General features: G+C 42.5%; 17 protein-coding genes. 9 read left to right on the top strand and 8 right to left on the bottom strand.

From position 1 onward, the window contains the following. Nucleotides 1-183: 183 nt before the first annotated feature. Complete coding sequence (locus tag B7C60_RS15730) at nucleotides 184-969, bottom strand: sterol desaturase family protein (protein WP_099612456.1); 786 nt, start codon at nucleotides 967-969, stop codon at nucleotides 184-186. A 101-nt stretch (nucleotides 970-1,070) separates the two neighbouring features. Between B7C60_RS15730 and B7C60_RS15725 the strand changes: the two genes are divergently transcribed. Together B7C60_RS15725 and nagK are read left to right on the top strand one after the other, a co-directional pair. Further along, nucleotides 1,071-1,799 (top strand): tRNA-uridine aminocarboxypropyltransferase, encoded by a 729-nt coding sequence (locus B7C60_RS15725; protein ID WP_099612455.1) that lies wholly within the window; start codon nucleotides 1,071-1,073, stop codon nucleotides 1,797-1,799. Between the two features lie 179 nt (nucleotides 1,800-1,978). After that, entirely contained in the window at nucleotides 1,979-2,890 is a 912-nt protein-coding gene (nagK, locus tag B7C60_RS15720; RefSeq protein ID WP_099612454.1) for an N-acetylglucosamine kinase, read from the top strand. A 66-nt stretch (nucleotides 2,891-2,956) separates the two neighbouring features. Here nagK and B7C60_RS15715 read toward each other — a convergent pair whose 3' ends face one another. The 6 genes from B7C60_RS15715 to B7C60_RS15690 are packed head-to-tail and all read right to left on the bottom strand — an operon-like array spanning nucleotide 2,957 to nucleotide 7,843. Next, nucleotides 2,957-3,226 (bottom strand): DUF2960 family protein, encoded by a 270-nt coding sequence (locus B7C60_RS15715; RefSeq protein WP_078927034.1) that lies wholly within the window; start codon nucleotides 3,224-3,226, stop codon nucleotides 2,957-2,959. Between the two features lie 29 nt (nucleotides 3,227-3,255). Continuing rightward, nucleotides 3,256-5,025, bottom strand: a complete 1,770-nt coding sequence (locus B7C60_RS15710; RefSeq protein WP_099612453.1) for a bifunctional molybdopterin-guanine dinucleotide biosynthesis adaptor protein MobB/molybdopterin molybdotransferase MoeA — start codon at nucleotides 5,023-5,025, stop codon at nucleotides 3,256-3,258. After that, a complete protein-coding gene (mobA, locus tag B7C60_RS15705; protein WP_099612452.1) occupies nucleotides 5,022-5,609 on the bottom strand; it encodes a molybdenum cofactor guanylyltransferase MobA in 588 nt (195 codons plus the stop codon). Before mobA ends, B7C60_RS15710 begins: the two co-directional genes overlap by 4 nt. Then, a complete protein-coding gene (locus B7C60_RS15700; RefSeq protein ID WP_099612451.1) occupies nucleotides 5,587-6,297 on the bottom strand; it encodes an energy-coupling factor ABC transporter ATP-binding protein in 711 nt (236 codons plus the stop codon). The genes mobA and B7C60_RS15700 overlap by 23 nt, the downstream gene beginning before the upstream one ends. 25 nt (nucleotides 6,298-6,322) lie before the next feature. Further along, a complete protein-coding gene (locus tag B7C60_RS15695; RefSeq protein ID WP_099612450.1) occupies nucleotides 6,323-7,021 on the bottom strand; it encodes an ABC transporter permease in 699 nt (232 codons plus the stop codon). A gap of 6 nt (nucleotides 7,022-7,027) precedes the next feature. After that, nucleotides 7,028-7,843, bottom strand: coding sequence for an ABC transporter substrate-binding protein (locus B7C60_RS15690; RefSeq protein ID WP_099612449.1), 816 nt, complete (start codon nucleotides 7,841-7,843; stop codon nucleotides 7,028-7,030). 223 nt (nucleotides 7,844-8,066) lie between these two features. Between B7C60_RS15690 and B7C60_RS15685 the strand changes: the two genes are divergently transcribed. The 4 genes from B7C60_RS15685 (at nucleotide 8,067) to B7C60_RS15670 (ending at nucleotide 14,059) form a co-directional block, all read left to right on the top strand. Further along, nucleotides 8,067-9,509: a sigma-54-dependent transcriptional regulator gene (locus tag B7C60_RS15685; protein ID WP_099612448.1), complete on the top strand. Its 1,443-nt coding sequence runs from the start codon at nucleotides 8,067-8,069 to the stop codon at nucleotides 9,507-9,509. Next, nucleotides 9,490-11,529 (top strand): sensor histidine kinase, encoded by a 2,040-nt coding sequence (locus B7C60_RS15680; RefSeq protein WP_099612662.1) that lies wholly within the window; start codon nucleotides 9,490-9,492, stop codon nucleotides 11,527-11,529. The genes B7C60_RS15685 and B7C60_RS15680 overlap by 20 nt, the downstream gene beginning before the upstream one ends. A gap of 184 nt (nucleotides 11,530-11,713) precedes the next feature. Further along, a complete protein-coding gene (locus tag B7C60_RS15675) occupies nucleotides 11,714-13,249 on the top strand; it encodes a methyl-accepting chemotaxis protein (RefSeq protein WP_161439510.1) in 1,536 nt (511 codons plus the stop codon). A 66-nt stretch (nucleotides 13,250-13,315) separates the two neighbouring features. Further along, nucleotides 13,316-14,059 (top strand): substrate-binding periplasmic protein, encoded by a 744-nt coding sequence (locus tag B7C60_RS15670; protein ID WP_099612446.1) that lies wholly within the window; start codon nucleotides 13,316-13,318, stop codon nucleotides 14,057-14,059. Nucleotides 14,060-14,238: 179 nt separating this feature from the next. Here the strand turns inward: B7C60_RS15670 and fdhD are convergent, their stop codons facing one another. Continuing rightward, complete coding sequence (gene fdhD, locus B7C60_RS15665) at nucleotides 14,239-15,060, bottom strand: formate dehydrogenase accessory sulfurtransferase FdhD (protein ID WP_099612445.1); 822 nt, start codon at nucleotides 15,058-15,060, stop codon at nucleotides 14,239-14,241. Between the two features lie 341 nt (nucleotides 15,061-15,401). Between fdhD and B7C60_RS15655 the strand changes: the two genes are divergently transcribed. The 3 genes from B7C60_RS15655 to B7C60_RS19735 all read left to right on the top strand — a co-directional run. Further along, on the top strand, nucleotides 15,402-15,863 hold the full coding sequence (locus B7C60_RS15655) for a DUF3305 domain-containing protein (RefSeq protein ID WP_099612661.1): 462 nt from the start codon (nucleotides 15,402-15,404) through the stop codon (nucleotides 15,861-15,863). Beyond that, complete coding sequence (locus B7C60_RS15650) at nucleotides 15,853-16,365, top strand: DUF3306 domain-containing protein (protein WP_157928712.1); 513 nt, start codon at nucleotides 15,853-15,855, stop codon at nucleotides 16,363-16,365. Before B7C60_RS15655 ends, B7C60_RS15650 begins: the two co-directional genes overlap by 11 nt. A 198-nt stretch (nucleotides 16,366-16,563) precedes the next feature. Next, on the top strand, nucleotides 16,564-17,488 hold a 925-nt coding region (locus B7C60_RS19735), incomplete at its 3' end, for a 4Fe-4S dicluster domain-containing protein (protein ID WP_245869575.1).

Raw genomic sequence — 17,488 nt, 5'->3', positions numbered from 1 at the left:
AACGCCTTGCCATTGTTGATAGACCAAAAATAGTGAACTCTCTGGCCATTGTGGCGGCTGTAACCACTGTTGATGACTTGCGCTACGCTTGGGTGTGGTCGAACAGCCAATGACCATAAACAAAGCTAATAAGCTTAAGTAGTGACGTTTCTTCATTTTTCTCATCCTGCGGCATTTCTTCTTTTAATGACGACGAAAAGGCTGAGTTAGCATTTTATCTAGCCATTGTTCTCTAGGGTTTTGAAAGTCTGGTAGACCGATTATCATCTTGTCATGCCCGCGTTCAGGTTGAGCGCGATAAGTTGCAAACCATTGATCCCATATAGATAAACAAAAACCAAAATTGGCATGAGTTTCGACAGGAACAATGGAGTGATGCACGCGGTGCATATCAGGAGTCACCACAACTTTACGCAGCCACTTATCAAGGGTTAATCCTAACTTAGCATTGCTGTGATTGAACATCGCGCTCGCATTAAGGATGATTTCAAATAAAAGAACAGTAAGAGGCGATGCGCCTAATATTACTACGGCGATAATTTTTATGCCGACCGAAAGAATAATTTCAATCGGATGAAACCGAGCCCCGGTGGTGACATCGATATCTTGATCGGCATGATGCATACGATGTAAACGCCACAAGCTGGGGATGTAATGAAACAAAACGTGCTGAGCATAAATAATGGCATCAAGTATGACTAAACAAAGTAATAAGGCTAGCCAAGAAGGGACTGTAAGCCAATACATCAACCCGAATTGTTGCTCTTGTGCCCATTGAGCCGCAGAGAAAGCAACAACGGGCATCAATATAGTCACTAATAGACTATTTAACCCGACCAGCCCTAAATTATTAATCCAGCGTAGCCATATTGCTTGAGTGCGTTTTTTGCGTGGTAGCAATTTTTCCCATACTGCACAAGCGATAAGTACAAATAAAAAAATAACCAAGCGCCATGTTTCTGCTTGCATTGGCGTTGAACCTCCTATTCAGTAAAACAACTTTTTAAAAGAGTAGCCAGCTAGAGAGCTGAGCGGTAAAATTATCGCTCATTTCATTTTCCGTGATAGTTATGAGAATTCACGCTTTTCACCGTTTGTATCAGGATCGCCTGCAGCGATCAACTAAACCTTTTTTAGCCCGCGGCTCAAAAATAGCGCGCTGTTCATTTTGCCATGTACCACAAGCACACTGCTTATGCGAATTTCAGCCAGATATGGAGACCCACGTTGCGGTCATGTTGTTAGTTTCTGAAAATGAAGTCTTTAAACCCAGTAATACTGGGCGATTAATTGCCGATACAGTAAAAGAAACTTATGTTTATCAGTGGCATCGTACCGAACCTGATCCACAAATGTTATCACTACTCTCTGATCCTCATTTTCTCCCGATCCTGGTTTTTCCAGCGCAAACCGAGCAAGATCGAGAGCGTCAACTGGGTGCGATACCTCAATTAAAGGGAAACCAAAAACTATTATTAATTTTTATTGATGGTAGTTGGCGTGAAGCCAAACGAATTTTTCGCCGTTCAACTTATCTTGCCTCACTCCCGATTTTATCTATTGAACCAGAACAACTGTCGAGTTATTTGATGCGAAAAGCCAGCGATGAGCAATATTTGGCGACCGCAGAAGTTGCAAGTTTAGTGTTATCGCTGTGTGGTGAAGAAAAAGGAGCAGAAGCATTGCATATTTGGTTTGAAGCCTTTAAAGAAAGTTATTTGCTCGGTAAATCGCGACTTAAGCCAATGCTCGATAAACCTGCACTACAAAGATGGCAAGCTTATCAACAAACGGTTTAATAAAGCGAGGTGAGTCTAAATATTAATCTATCATGATGTTTTCATGTATAAACTTTGCCGTGAACAGCATAAACTCGGGGCATTGGTCACGGACAAGTTAATCAGCAATATGGATAATATTGCGGTTTTGTTTTTTGATAATTTGACCCAAGGTCGGGTATTTTTAAGGAGAGATAAGCATGTATTATGGCTTTGATGTCGGTGGTACAAAAATTGAGTTTGGTGTCTTTGATAAAAATTTACAACGTGTGGCAACCGAACGAGTACCGACACCAACAGAAGATTATGCTCTATTAGTCGATACCCTTGCTGGGTTAATTGCAAAATATGATGCTCAATTTGGTGTTGAAGGCACCATTGGTCTTGGTCTACCTGGTATGGAAGATGCCGATGATGGCACGGTTTTAACCGTCAATGTTCCGGCTGCAAAAGGCAAGCCTTTGCGCGCCGATCTTGAAGCCAAAGTCGGGCGGAGTGTAAAAATTGAAAACGATGCAAACTGTTTTGCATTATCAGAAGCATGGGATGAAGATCTGAAAAAGGCACCTTCGGTGATGGGGCTGATTCTGGGCACCGGTTTTGGTGGTGGTTTAGTTTATGATGGAAAAATTTTCTCTGGCCGTAACCATGTTGCCGGTGAAATGGGCCATATGCGTCTGCCGATTGATGCTTGGTTCCATTTAGGTAGTGAAAAAGCGCCTTTATTAAGTTGTGGTTGTGGTAACAAAGGTTGTCTTGATAATTATTTGTCTGGCCGTGGTTTTGAGCTGATTTATCAACACTATTTTGCGGAAAAGAAAGCGGCGATTGATATTATTACCGCTTACCAGCAAGGAGAAGCTAAAGCGGTTGAGCATGTTGAGCGTTTTATGGAGCTGTTAGCGATCTGCTTAGCAAATTTGTTTACTGCTACCGATCCGCATGTTGTGGTTTTGGGCGGCGGTTTGTCTAACTTTGATTTGATCTATCAAGAAATGCCGAAACGCATTCCTAAGCATCTCTTGTCTGTCGCTAAATGTCCAAAAATCATTAAAGCCAAGCACGGCGACTCTGGCGGTGTTCGTGGCGCTGCTTTCCTAAATATTAAGTAATTTGAATAAAGTCAAAAAGGCTTACTAAGAAGTAAGCCTTTATATTAACGACTGTGCGAGGTTTGTTTAAGCCTTTGGTTTTTTGCCGACACCATGGTTTTCTTTCGCTTGCAAGGTGATCAATCCAAAGCCTAACTTTTTAAAATAGTTATCACGGTAATTACGCACAGCTTTAGTATCTGAGACGGCTTCGAGCTGCAATTCCATCTTCAAATACTCGGAAAGATCAATCCCTTCTGCTTCAGCAACCGCTTCATGAATATTGCGATGTTTTTCATAGGAAAATGTTAATGTTTTCTGTTCATCTTTGTAGCTGTAAATAATGGTACGAGCCATGGGGTTCTCTATTTACTCTTATTAATGGGCTAAATTCTGCCTTGAAGTGGGATGATTGTCACGCTTTCACCGACACTCACCTTATCGACGGCGGGGTCAATCTCAATTAAACAGTTGGCTTGGCTCATCGAGTGTAAAATTCCAGAACCTTGCTTTCCTGTGCTTCTCACGACAAGTTGTCCAGAGGCATTTGTCGAGTAAATACCACGGCTAAATTCGGTCCGTCCTTGACGTGATCGCAACTCTTCACTAGCAATAGCACGAACTTTTAATGGTTGCCAGCCGATCTCACCTTGCATCTTGCGTAGGGCGGGTTCAACAAAGTTGATAAATGAAACCATCACAGCCACAGGATTACCGGGCAAACCAAAGAAAGGGCACTGTCCAATACGCCCAAAGGCTAAAGGGCGGCCGGGACGCATGTTGATGCGCCAAAAGTCGACTCGCCCGAGTTTTTCGAGAGCTGATTTTATAAAGTCAGCATCACCCACGGATACACCACCAGAGGTTAGGATCACATCCGCTTGTTGGGTGGCTTGTTGTAATGTGGCGATCATTTTATCTTCATTATCTTCGATAATACCGAGATCAATCACTTCACAGCCCAGTTGGAAGAGCAACCCGCTCAAGGAAAAGCGATTGGAATCGTAAAGGGTATGCTCGGATGGTGGGGTGCCAGGGGCTTGAACTTCATCGCCGGTGGAAAATATAGCAACCTTTAGACGTCTTATAGCAGCAACATCGCTCATACCCAGCGAAGCAAGCATGCCCATTTCTGCTGAGTGGATTCGTTGCCCAGCATAAAAAACGGTTTGGCCTTGAGCAAGATCTTCACCGGCTTGGCGAACATTTTGTCCTGCTTTCACTGCATCCATTTTAAAAGAGACGGATTGATGAGTTTCAACGGCTTGCTCTCGCATGATCACGGTGTCCGCTTGATTTGGCATCGGAGCACCCGTCATGATTTTCATGCATTCCCCCATCGCCAGTGATTGTGAAGACGGATGACCGGCTAAAATTTCTCCGACAAGCTTGTAATGCGAACGGCCGAGATCATCACTACGAATGGCGTACCCGTCCATCGCTGAATTGCGATATGCCGGAACTGAAATTGGAGAGATAATCGGGTGGGCAAGTACCCGTCCATAAGCATTACAGATAGCCAGTTTTTCTTGACCATGAATTGGGGTTACCGCAGCAAGAATTTTCTCAACCCCTTGCGTAACCGAAAGAAAAGCGGGAGAAAGCGTATCGCAACTGGCGCTTGTTGCAGGCGGAGCAGAATGGCTTTTTACGTAGTTTAAAATAAATTGTCCAATTGCCTCTAAATCATTGATGGACATGTAAGGAAGGGCGGTTTCGATAGGCTCGTCTGCTGCAATCGCAATAATGTTGGGATCATTTAAGTATAACCAAGGTTTACCGACTTCTGCTCGGTGTAACTCAATTTTAGGGAACGCAATATTTTTACAACCTTCGACTAAAATTAAATCCAATTGCTGACTATCAAAACGTTGTAGTAACGCATTAAACTCAGTTTCTGCTTCTGGTGTTTCCGTCATCAATGCGTATCGATAACGAGAGGCCACCAACATTTGTGAGGCTCCTGCTTTACGGAGTCGATAACTATCTTTGCCAGGAATGTCGACATCAAAATCATGATGAGCATGTTTTAATATCCCAATACGTAGCCCGGCTTGAGTTAATTTAGGCAATAAGGCTTCAAGTAATGTAGTTTTACCTGTTCCTGAATAAGCGGCAAAACCCAGCAAGGGGAGGGATGGACGCTGAATATTCATGATTGTAATGCTCCAAATTGGGCCAGTTCTTGGGGAGTATTTAAATTGAAAAAACACGATGGGCGATCACTAAAATCGACATATTCGGTATGACATTCCTCGTAGAGCAATATGATTTTACGATCACCACGTGTTAAAAACGCTTCTAATCTGGGTAACACGCGGCGATGAAACAGGGTAAAAACCGGTTGTTGGTGCTGACCGTCATGAGCCACTAAGATTTCACTCTCTGTGGTTACGGCATTGCAAAAACGGGTGACAAAATCTTCACATAAGAGTGGACTATCACACGGAATAAAGCCAACCCAGTCGGTTTTTGCGTAGGTTAACCCGGCGTGAATACCACCCAGTGGCCCTGGATAGTGTTCAACTCGGTCGCTCACAACTGGGGCATATTTTTCGTAATCTAACTGATTGCGGTTGGCGTTGATCAACACATGTTTCGCTTGGGGTGTTAATCGTTCAAGGATATGTTCAATCAGGGGTTTGCCATTAAGCTTTATTAATCCTTTGTCTTTCCCCCCCATACGGCTTGCTTGTCCGCCAGCTAAAATAACCCAACTAGTTTGAGATGGAAGTAACATAAATGGTCTCTGATGATTCTGGAATAACATGCAATAAAGGCGATTCAACAAGTTGGTGGTTTTTGATCCACCACTGTTTGTGACATAACGCCGTTAATGCATTGGTTTGATGACTGGTGATCACCAAACTGGATCCACGGTTTAATAAATCTTTCGCCATTATAACTAATCTATCGATAGATTCTTCATCTAATGAAGCGCTTGGTTCATCCATTAATAAAATAGAAGGGCTTAATATCCAAGCTCTTGCCATGGCAACCCGCTGTTTTTCTCCACCGGATAAGACCGAGATGTGCTCGTGTGCTAATGTTTCTAAGCCAACCATACGCAAAGCGGTAATCACTTTATTGCGTTTGTCTTTGGCCGGTAAAGAAGAAAAACGAATCCCATAAGCGACGTTACGATAGACAGTATCATCAAATAAATAAGGCGTTTGGTGTAAGTACACGATGTTTTTATGAGCCCGGCTGCGTAATAAGCGCCGCCACCATACTTGATGTTGAGAGACAATACCGGTTGTAGGCGTTAATAAGCCAGCAAGGATTTTTAGCAATGTCGTTTTGCCAACTCCATTATCACCTTTAAGGTAGATCGCATCATGAGGGCCAAGCGCTAGCTGTGAGATATGAAATAAGCCTCGCTCATTAAAACGCATAGACAACTGACTCGCAGTAAGTTTTATCGACATAGGATATCCTTTCTATCGTTTTAAATTAGGTACGTAGATACCCTTTGCCCCGCATGCTTGAGAGCAAGAAGTTTAGTATCAATGCTAAACAAAGTAGGACGATACCGAGTGCGACGCCTTGAGCAAATGCGCCTTTTTGACTCTCCATGGCGATAGCCGTAGGAATGTTGCGCGTTAAGCCCATAATGTTGCCTCCGACCATCATCGAACAACCGACCTCGGTCACAATCCTCGAAAAACCAGCGATGATTGCGGCACAAAGCGGGAAACGAGTTTCCCAAACCATGGTCATCGCAATACGTGGGACTGAAGCCCCTAATGTCATGGCGGTTTCAACCGAGCGACGATCACTCGATTGTAGTGCACCATGCATCATGGAAACTAAAATAGGAAAACAGATCAGCATTTGTCCGAGAATCATGGATTTTTGTGTAAATAACAGCTGCCAATCACCAAGCGGACCTGATCGAGAGAGTAGCATATAAAGTAGCAGGCCAATCACGACGGTTGGAACCGCCTGTAACGTATTGATCAAGGATAACAGCAGCCACTTTCCTCGAAAATGGCTGTAAGCCAAGAGAAAGGCCAGCAGGACAGCCGGCAGTAATACTAGAATCACGGCAGCTAAAGAAACACTAAAGGAGACCGCAACAATCCCCCATAACTCAGCATCAAAGCTGATCAATAAAGCGAGAGCTTCTAAAGTTGTTTGCCAAAGATTCATCAATTATTACTTATCTGCATTAGCAACAAAGAGTGCCTGACCATTGAGTGTAAAGTTATTGATTAACGTTTGAGCTTTTGCATTCACTAACCAATCACTGAACGTTTTTGCCCCTTGATAGTTGATGCTTGGATAACGTTCAGGATTAACGAGAATAACTTGGTATGGGTTAAAAAGTAGTGAATCGCCTTCATACAGCATCGCTAAGTCCAGCTTACTTTGATAAGCCAACCAAGTGCCACGATCGGTTAAGGTATAGGCCTGCATTTCTGAAGCCATATTTAATGTTGGCCCCATGCCTTGTCCTACTGAGCGGTAACCTGGAAAATCGGTTTTTACTTGGCTCTTTGCCCAAATGATTAATTCTTTCTTATGGGTTCCAGAATCATCACCGCGAGAAATAAACGGGATCGAACTTGCAGCAATATGAGCAAAAGCTTGTTGTACGTTTGGCTGATCTGAAACTTGGGCGGGATCTGCTTTCGGGCCCACAAGGATAAAATCGTTGTACATCAATTTACGAGGTAACACACCATAGCCTTGTTTAACAAACAGAGCTTCCGCTGCTGGAGCATGTGTCATGACCAGATCAACATCACCATGTTCACCCATTTTTAATGCTTTTCCGGTTCCTGTAGCGATCACATCAACGGTGTAACCTGAATCTTTTTTAAATTCTGGCAGAAGGTAATCCAATAAACCGGAGTGATAGGTACTGGTTGTGGTCGCTAGTCGAATACGCAGGGGGGCATCAGCACTTAACGCATAACCACTCGTTAACATTACCAGGCTGAGCATAAGCTGCACGAATATTTTTATCATTGTATTTGTCCGTTATGATGCAAAAGAAAGGATTGCGATATGAATAGCAAACTCAATGCCAAGATATTTACGACAATTTTCATGCAAAAATAAAGAATAACCACGAATAGAGTCGTGAAATCGTGACAACTTACCTAAGCTAAGACAAAATGTCTCAACTTAACGCCACCGAGTGTGACGTTCATTGGGTCATTATGTCTATATGAGATGAATAGAGAGCAATATGTCTTACTTTAGTTGCAATAAGTCGATACAGCATTACCAAGCATTTTCCGTATTAGTGGTCGATGATGAAGTGGGGATGCAGTCGATTTTACAAAAAGCATTAAGCAAATGGTTTTCGAAAGTTGACTGCGCTGGATGTATTGACGAAGCGGAGCAATTACGTAGTGCAACTCATTATGATTTGATTATTTTGGATATTAACCTACCGGGACGATCGGGCATTGAGTGGGAAGCGATTTTTATCGATTCGGATCAAAAACCAGACGTAATCTTTATGACGGGGTATGCCGACTTAGAAACCGCTATTAGCGCGTTAAAGTTAGGAGCCGCCGACTTTATTCTTAAACCTTTTAATCTTGAGCAAATGTTACAAGCTGTCGAGCGATGCATGGACAAGCGGCTCAATCAGCGGATGCAATATGCGTTACAACGAGACTTTCAACGTCATTGCGCGACACAAATTTTAGGCCAATCAGAACAAACGGAGCAGCTCAAACAGGTCATTGTCCAATTTGCACCGTCAAGAGCTTCCGTACTCATTGAGGGTGAATCGGGCACCGGGAAAGAACTTGTTGCCCGCAGCATTCATGAAGCGAGCGAGCGACAAGGGCCATTTGTTCCGGTTAATTGCGGGGCTATCGCTCCTGAATTATTAGAAAGTGAGCTATTTGGGCATACGCAGGGCGCATTTACTGGCGCGAAAAAACATCGGGAAGGATTATTTCGGGTTGCCAATGGTGGGACTCTTTTTTTAGATGAAATAGGAGAAATGCCCTTCAATATGCAATCTGCATTATTGCGTGTATTAGAACAACGGGCGATTCGTCCTGTTGGGTCAGAAAAGGAATTATCCATTGATGTGAGAGTGGTGGCAGCAACCAACCGAAATTTATATCAAGAAGTCGAAGAAGGCCGTTTCCGAGCCGATCTTTATTATCGACTCAACGTATTAAAAATTGAGGTATGCCCACTGCGTGAGAGAAAGCAGGATCTACAAGAATTAGTACCTTTCTTTACTCAAAAACTATGTGCAGAGCTTGCAATTCGCCCTCCCAAATGGGCTCATGAGGATATATTGGCGCTACATACTTACGATTGGCCTGGTAATATCCGAGAGTTAAAAAACTTGATTGAACGAAGCTTATTGCTGGGCCAATCCTTGGCCCACCACTGGCAAGAGCCGATTAATCGGCCTGCATCGGATTCAGTGACAATGTCACACGGTGGGGAGCCAAATAGCGCCTCAGCGTCGGCCACTTTAAGGGGACAAGGATATCCAGACCACTGGAGTTTAAAACAGGTAGAAAAGGCGCACATTGAACAAATTGTTACTCGGCATCAGGGGAATAAATCGGCAGCCGCTCGAGATTTAGGCGTAGCGCGTAAAACTTTAGAACGAAAATTTAAAGAATGGGAACATGATGAACAATTCATATCATGAAAAAGCTTGGTGGCATAAATGGCAACGCCGATTTAAAACCATGGTTCGTTATCGTTTACTGATCCTTACCTCATTACCGATTGGCTTGACGCTGGTTGCACTGCTCACGATTAGCTTGTATTGGTCGTTACATTACACATGGCAAAGTGTCATGGTGGATATTTCTGAACGGTTAGGTGTGGCCGAAAATAGCATCGCTCTATTACAAAAAAGACAAGCCGACGCTATCCATGCTTTTGCTGATTCGTATCATTTTCAACATCAGATAAAGCAAGGTAAGGCGTATGAGGAGGACTTTACACAGTGGGTACAGCAGCAGAAAAAACAGTATCAGTTAGATTTTCTACATTTTGAGCCGATCCACACTTTAGCACAGCAGTTTCGCTATCTAGACTTAACTCGAAGGGCATCATTTTTTGATGTTTTAAGCCAGGCTGAACTGCAACAATTAAACCCTGATTTAGTCAGCCGAGCTCAGATTCCTATTTTGAATGGTCATGAAATAGAACAACGAGGATTAGTCAGTCGTACCGTTATCCCGGTAAAAAATGATCAACAAAGAATGATAGGATTTTTAGATGGCGGCATATTACTCAACAATAGTACCCTGCTCGTCGATCAAATTCGTGATCTAATTTATCCCAACCAGCCGTATAGCCCAGAGGGAACATTAACTCTTTTTCTTGATGATTTGCGCGTGAGTACCAATGTTCCGTTAGATAGCAATAAACAAGTCGGCAGAGCAATCGGCACTTACGCTTCCGCTGAGGTGGTCGAGCAAGTCCTGCAACAAGGAACACAGTGGGTAGATAAGGCTTATGTTTATGATGCTTGGTACATCAGTGCTTATCAGCCTATCTATGATCAATACCATCAAGTGGTCGGTATGGTTTATACCGGCTATTTATTGTGGCCTTTTATTCAAACCTATCTCACTAACATGATAGAGATGGGGAGTATCACATTGATTGTATTGCTGATTTCAGGACTGTTTGTTTACCGTGGGGCGCGCGATCTTTTTCGTCCGATTGAGCAAATTCATCGCGTTGTCAAATTAGTGCAGATGGGAAAGAATCAGCGGATTGGTTCACTGGGATTAGATGAAAAGCATGAACTAGCACAACTGGCTAAACAGTTTGACAACATGCTCGATTTACTGCAGCAACGCAAAGAGCAAATTCAACATGCCGCCCATCAACTCGAGGAAAAGGTGCACTCAAGGACGGTCAGCTTGCACGAAAAAACACGGCAACTTGAGCATCATATTCAATTACTTAATCAAACCCGAACACAGTTAGTTGTACATGAAAAACTCGCCGCGCTTGGTGAGCTAACTGCCGGCATTGCCCATGAAATTAATAATCCTACCGCGGTTATTTTAGGCAATGCAGAACTGATACGCTTTGAGTTAGGTGCAGATGCACAACGGGTTGAAGAAGAAATTGACACCATTTTACTGCAAGTGGATCGTATTCGTAACATTACTCGTAGTTTATTGCAATATAGCCGCCATGGAGGCGTTCAAGATGAAATTACTTGGCAGCATGTGAATCCGATCATCGAAGAAAGCATAACTTTAGTAAAAGCGGGCAGTAAAAAACGAGACGTGGTGTTTATTACTCAATTACAGGCCCAGTGTTCAGTCGAAGTTAACCGTCACCACCTGTTACAAATTCTGGTCAACTTACAAATGAATGCGATTCATGCTATGCAAGGACAAGGTCAATTAACCATTCATAGTGAAGATTGGATTGAATCTAATCATACTTTTGGTGCGGTGATTCATGTAAAAGATGAAGGATGTGGCATTAAGCCTGAGCATTTAACTCGAGTGTTCGACCCTTTCTATACGACGAAGAGAGATGGAACCGGGCTCGGGTTGTCTGTTTCACAAAGCTTAATCAGTCAAGTCGGAGGAGAGATCCGAGTCCAATCAGTTTACGGTGAAGGTAGTGTTTTTAGTATTTATCTTCCAGCTAAAGTGTCCCATTCATTACCAATAAACCAACGAGTGGGCTAAAAATTTTAATCGAGATGCTCTTTGAGCGTTTGATGGAGCATGGCATAAACGTTTATCCTATTATAAACCGCATTCATGCTCTTACTGGCCCATGCTGAACAGTGATGCAATTAATTTAAGTAAAATTAGCCTCATATAAAACACCGACTATACTTAAATCGATATGATGTGTATTGGAGTCATTATGCTTAAAAGTGTTCAGGTGATTTTCTTTACCCAGATGGTGTTGTGGGTGACGCTGATTTTGCTCAGCATGGGGTTTATGAAGTATCAGGTGTATCACCATCAACTTTATCAATCCTTAACTCAAGATGTGAATCATACAGTCAACCGTCTTTCGATCAGCTTGTCGAAACCCATTTGGGATTTTGACTTTGAGGGCGCAAAATCGATTGTATTATCTGAATTAAATAATGTCATTATTTCCGCTATCCAAATTAAAGATAGCGATGGCCGTAGCATCATTTTCTTTCATAATGCCCCTGATTTTCCTGAAGTTCGTGAATTATCTCCATCGCTTTATACTGGAACAAAAGAGAGCGATTTTTTTGTTGATGATTTTGGTGAAAAAAAACGGGTTGGGTCGATCACGCTTTATTACAACGACTTTAATATTGATACACAATTAAAGGGATTAATGAAAAATGTCATTATGGAAGTGGTGATCCTAGACCTATCGATTATTATTATCACATTATTACTATTGAGATTTACCGTTCTTAGACCGCTTAAAATTTTAACGCAACGAGTATCCGATTTAGCATCTGGAAATGGTGATCTTACAAAACGAATTCAATTGTCTAAGCTACATGAATTTAAAGAAATTACATTAGGAATTAATCGATTTACTGAATCTCTAGAAGGGATTGTCAAGCAGATAATCCATTCGACTGATACGTTAACACAGTCATCTCACTCTGGGTGTGAACTGGCTAGAAATAATTCGGCGAGTTTGAAGGAGCAGAAATCCACATTAGCGAAGATTTCACAATCGGCCGATGAGATTCAGCACTCCGTAAAACAAGTTACCGATGTAGCGCTTAATTGTGCGCAACAGGCGGTCTCTTCTAATCAGCTGACCAGTCGCATGCATCAATCGATAGAATCGACCTCCAGTGAACTACAACTCGTACAACAAAAGATGTTGCAGCTCAACAACACCATGAATCAATTGAATGCAGAAGGTGAAAAAATCAATACCATTCTTAATGTGATTAATGATATTTCTGAACAGACCAATTTATTAGCCTTGAATGCAGCCATTGAAGCGGCACGAGCAGGAGAACAAGGAAGAGGATTTGCTGTTGTAGCGGATGAAGTCCGTAATTTAGCGGTAAAAACGGGTCACTCGACAGAACAGATAAAAGCGAATATTAATACACTAAATGCAACAACTTCCATTGTGGAAAATGAGCTGGAAGATATTGCCATGTCCTTAAAGCACACGTCCGAACATTTTGCTAGTTCTCATCAAGTGATTGAAGAAATGAGCGAATTATCTAAAAAAATTCAAGATGAAAACCAGTATGTCGCGACACTGGCCGAACAGCAAAACGCGGCAATTAATAATATCAATACGTCATTACGGGCGGTGACTGACTCATCTCAAGATGTGTCTATCGGCGCTGAATCCACGTTAGAAATGACGAGTGAAATAATCAGAATCGGAGAGGATATTACTCAACAGCTCAATCAATTTAAAACGAATTATGATCAGTAGATTGTTATAGGGACATGGTCAATTCAATGAGTATTGAACGTTTAATGGAATAGGAAGGAATATAGTATGAAAATTAAATTTATCTTAACGGCGGTTTTATTATGTTTTTCTTCAATAGCAATATCGGCCAGTTTGAGTTCCCTTAAATTTATCACTGAAAATTACCCTCCCTTCAATTATGAGCAAAAAGGGCAATTAACCGGTATTGCGATTGATATATTAGAACATGCAACTCAAGCGGTAAATGATCCCGTCAATCGTCAAGATGTCAGTTTACAACCTTGGGCGAGAGGTTATGCTTCGGCATTAAATACACCTAATACGGTATTATTTTCGATGACGAGAACCGACGCTAGAGAAAACTTATTCAAATGGGCTGGCCCTATTGTCGAAAGTCGTATTGTCTTGTGGGCAGCGAAGGATCGTCAAATTAAGCTCTCATCGATCACCGATGTGAATAACTATCGAGTTGGGGTTGTACGAGAAGATATTGGAGAGCAGCTATTAAAAAGTGCAGGAGTTAACGATAATGTATTACGTTCATCAGCCACACCAGAAATGGTTGTTCGTCAATTAGATGCTCAACGTATTGATTTATGGGCTTATGGTGATAATGTGGGAGCATTTATTATGAGGGAGCATAATATTGATCCCAATAATTATGAAATTGTCTATGTCCTGCATGAATCGCAAACCTATTTTGCTTTTCATAAAGACACCCCCGATGAGTATGTCAGTAAAATTCAGCAAGGCATTGATATTATAAAAGAAAATAATAAGCTTAATCAGATAATCGACAGCTATCGTTAATAACTATATAAACAATAACTATACCCAAACAACTTGAGGTGATAGGTAGACGGCCAGTAAGTGAGTCCCCATGAGCATAGGCAGACGATGCGATTGGGGGTGAACGAGCGTAGCCAACACTGCGGTAGCTTCAAGTCAGCAGGGTATCGCACCATTGTTTGTTATTATTCCTTTGGAGATTAACGTTTCACATCAAAATCTACTTTTCTCGCACCGCTATAAATCTCAAATCTTAATCCTTTGGCTCGCGCAATGGTGGTAATACCAAATTGATTCGCAAGATCTAACCCCATTTGAGTCACGCCGGAACGAGAAAGCAGAACGGGTATTCCCATCTGTGCAACTTTAATCACCATCTCTGAAGTTAAACGGCCCGTCGTGTAGAAAATTTTATCTTCCCCAGTATCACCGTTTAACCATAATTCACCGGCTAACGTATCAACCGCGTTATGTCGGCCAACATCTTCAACAAAAGAGAGTACGCGGTTATCTTGACAAATAGCGCAACCGTGTACCGCGCCAGCTTTACGGTAAGTATCGTTATAGTGAGTTAATGCCTCTAAAGCGGCGTATATTTGTGATTGTTTCAGATCAGTCTGTGGAACTTGATACCCTTCAAGTTGTTGCATCACATTGCCATACATTGTCCCTTGTCCACAGCCAGATGTGACGGTTTTTTTCTTAAGCGCAGGCTCAACGCGTGCAATGTTTTCTTCAGTGATGACTGCGGCAGAATGGGTTTGCCAGTCAATAATGACTGATTTCAGCTTACTCGGATCAGAAATAAAGCCTTGATTTTTTAAGTAGCCAAGAACTAAAGCTTCGGGACGAGAGCCAAGAGTCATGAGCGTGACCACTTCTTTCCAGTTTAACAATACTGTTAAAGGGCGTTCACAAGCGATGGATTTGGTCAATGGTTCTCCATATTGATCGTACACTATGACATCGATGGTTTGTTGAGGGTTTTCACTCGGTTTTATGGTCGAAAATGTGTTAGGCACCGTGGCTTCCTATCAATGTGATTACTTAAGCTTTAGTCTGTGTATCGTATGCCAAGTCAGAGCAAATATCATTCCATGATTAACCTTGGGTCGGTTTGTTATCCCCCAACAACTTGGAATTGCAGGTCGGCAAGTGATGATAAATTGTCTGGAAAAATTTGCCCTAAGGTCTGTTGAGAAGCAATCCCATAAGCATAGACAGGCGAGATCATTGGAGTGAACGAACATAACCCACACCGCTGTCGCTTCAAGTAGGAAGGATATATGTGGCTTAATAATTGCTTGGTTTAGCTATTGTTGATCGTTTGATTCTAAATATTTTGCATGAGGGATTAGTGCTTATGCCTGTAAACGTTCCATGTACTGAATTACCAACCAAAACAGACTCGCAATGGCCGATCCGTTGTCAGCTCGTGTTGCAAGAGGTTCAAGTGGGGCGGTGGATGACCGCTCAATGGCAGTTAGTCGGATTTGATTTAGCCCCAACCGCCTCCGATATAGCTTGGTTGAGGTTGCAACTCTTTAGAGATGAACGGACGGATTACCGCTTTAATCTTAGTTCTCGTGAGCCCAAACTGTTTGTTATCTTAGAAAACCTAACCGAGCCAGAAGCGAAATTAGTTCGCTTAACCGCTGCACAAAATGTGGCGGCTCGTTATATGGATAGTGATTATATTGTCCTTTCCGCACCCATGCCACTTGCAGTACAGGCTTGGATGGAAGCTTATATTGGTCGCGAAGGTGAGTTGTTGGCGTGTCAAACTAAAAAGCGCAAGGGCGCAGGGAGAGCCAGTGGCAAGTAGTACTTTTTTCCATCGTTGGTCAAAACGTAAATTAAATCAAGAAGAGGAAAAACAACCTCTTCAAGCGACCTTTAAAAGTGATGCCTCGAGATTGGCTTCTGCCTCTCGTGATGACAGGAGTGACGATAATGCTGTGCAAACCGTAGCGGTTGACGATCCAAACCCATCAAGGATAACAAAAGAAGAAGGAACGCTTTCTTCACTATTACTTTCGCAGGCATCACAAGAAATAAAGAAAACGGCCCTACGCGAGCTTTTTTTTAATGGTGACTTTAACCAGCGTGATCAGTTGGATGATTACGATGACGATTATCATGATCAGACCAACTTAGCGAGCGAAATCTCGAAAACATTAAGAGAGTGGCTAGATGAAACGCAAACATCGACAGATCAATTGGCAAAGATAAGCAAAGAGCCATCCAGCAGCCAGGGTCAGGCAGAAGAAGCGAAGCTGCCTTCATCGCTTTTACCTGAACACGAGGCTAAACAAAATATCCTATAAAAAGTAGGGACATTTTGACCAAGTGGTTCGAACCGTCCTAAGACAAAATGTCTCACTGGTTATGTTTCTTCACTATCTTGTTTTGGATAATAGCTAACGCATTAATAATAAAAGTGTTTTTTGTTGGAATGTTATTTGCTAGCTCTATGTAATAACTAAGAGCAGGCCAATGAGTCTGCTTATATATGGAATAGAGCAATGTTAAATGATTATTTACAACAAGCGACGTCACAAGCGGGTCAAGCCCGTTGGTATGCGCTACAAAATACAGTTGAGCTTAATAATTTAATTCCTCCTACGGTGAGTTATCAAAGTGGTGGCCATACATTGATTATTGGCCCAACCAGCCTAGTTGAGCGGGCTGCCCAGCAATTGTCATCAATGCGTTCTGTCACACTTCTTTCCATTGATGGAGAAGCGGGCGACATGGAATCGTTGTATTTCGCTGATGCTGTACAAATCAGCGGTTATCTCGGTGCTTTCCTAGTCCAAGTTGACAATCATGGGTTAACAACCAATTTAGCCGATGTGTCGATTTCGCAAGCGCACTTCGATATTGTGCTCGATTTATCTTTGAATGGTGTGATGAAAGAAGAAGTTCCTGTCCCCGGCTATTTTCCTGTTGGTAGCGGTGGGTCTAAGCTCGCAGAGGCTTTAGAAACGATCCCAACCTTAATCGGGACGTTTGATAAACCGAAATATTTTCGCCTTGATATTCATTTATGTGCCCATAGCTCACGTGGTGTAAAGGGATGTGAGCGTTGTGTTGATGCCTGTCCTGCGGGGGCATTATCAAGTGAGGGCTCGTCGCAAACGGGGCATCACATCCAGATAAACCCTTATTTATGCCAAGGTGTGGGGACCTGCGCTACCGCGTGTCCAACCGAAGCGATTCATTATGCATTACCAAACCCGACAGATACGCAAAAATTTATTGAGCGGTTACTGAAACATTACTTCCAAGCTCAAGGTGAAAAGCCGATTGTATTATTTTGCAGTGAACGCCACGAAAAATACAACCTTATGGCGCTAAGAGCCTTACCTGATAATGTGATCCCAGTGCTTTTAGAAGAACTCCCTTCGGTGGGAATGGATACTTGGTTTGCCGCATTAGTTAATGGTG

Source organism: Vibrio fujianensis (assembly GCF_002749895.1).
Lineage (GTDB): Bacteria > Pseudomonadota > Gammaproteobacteria > Enterobacterales > Vibrionaceae > Vibrio > Vibrio fujianensis.
This window is presented reverse-complemented; position numbering and strand designations above follow the sequence as displayed.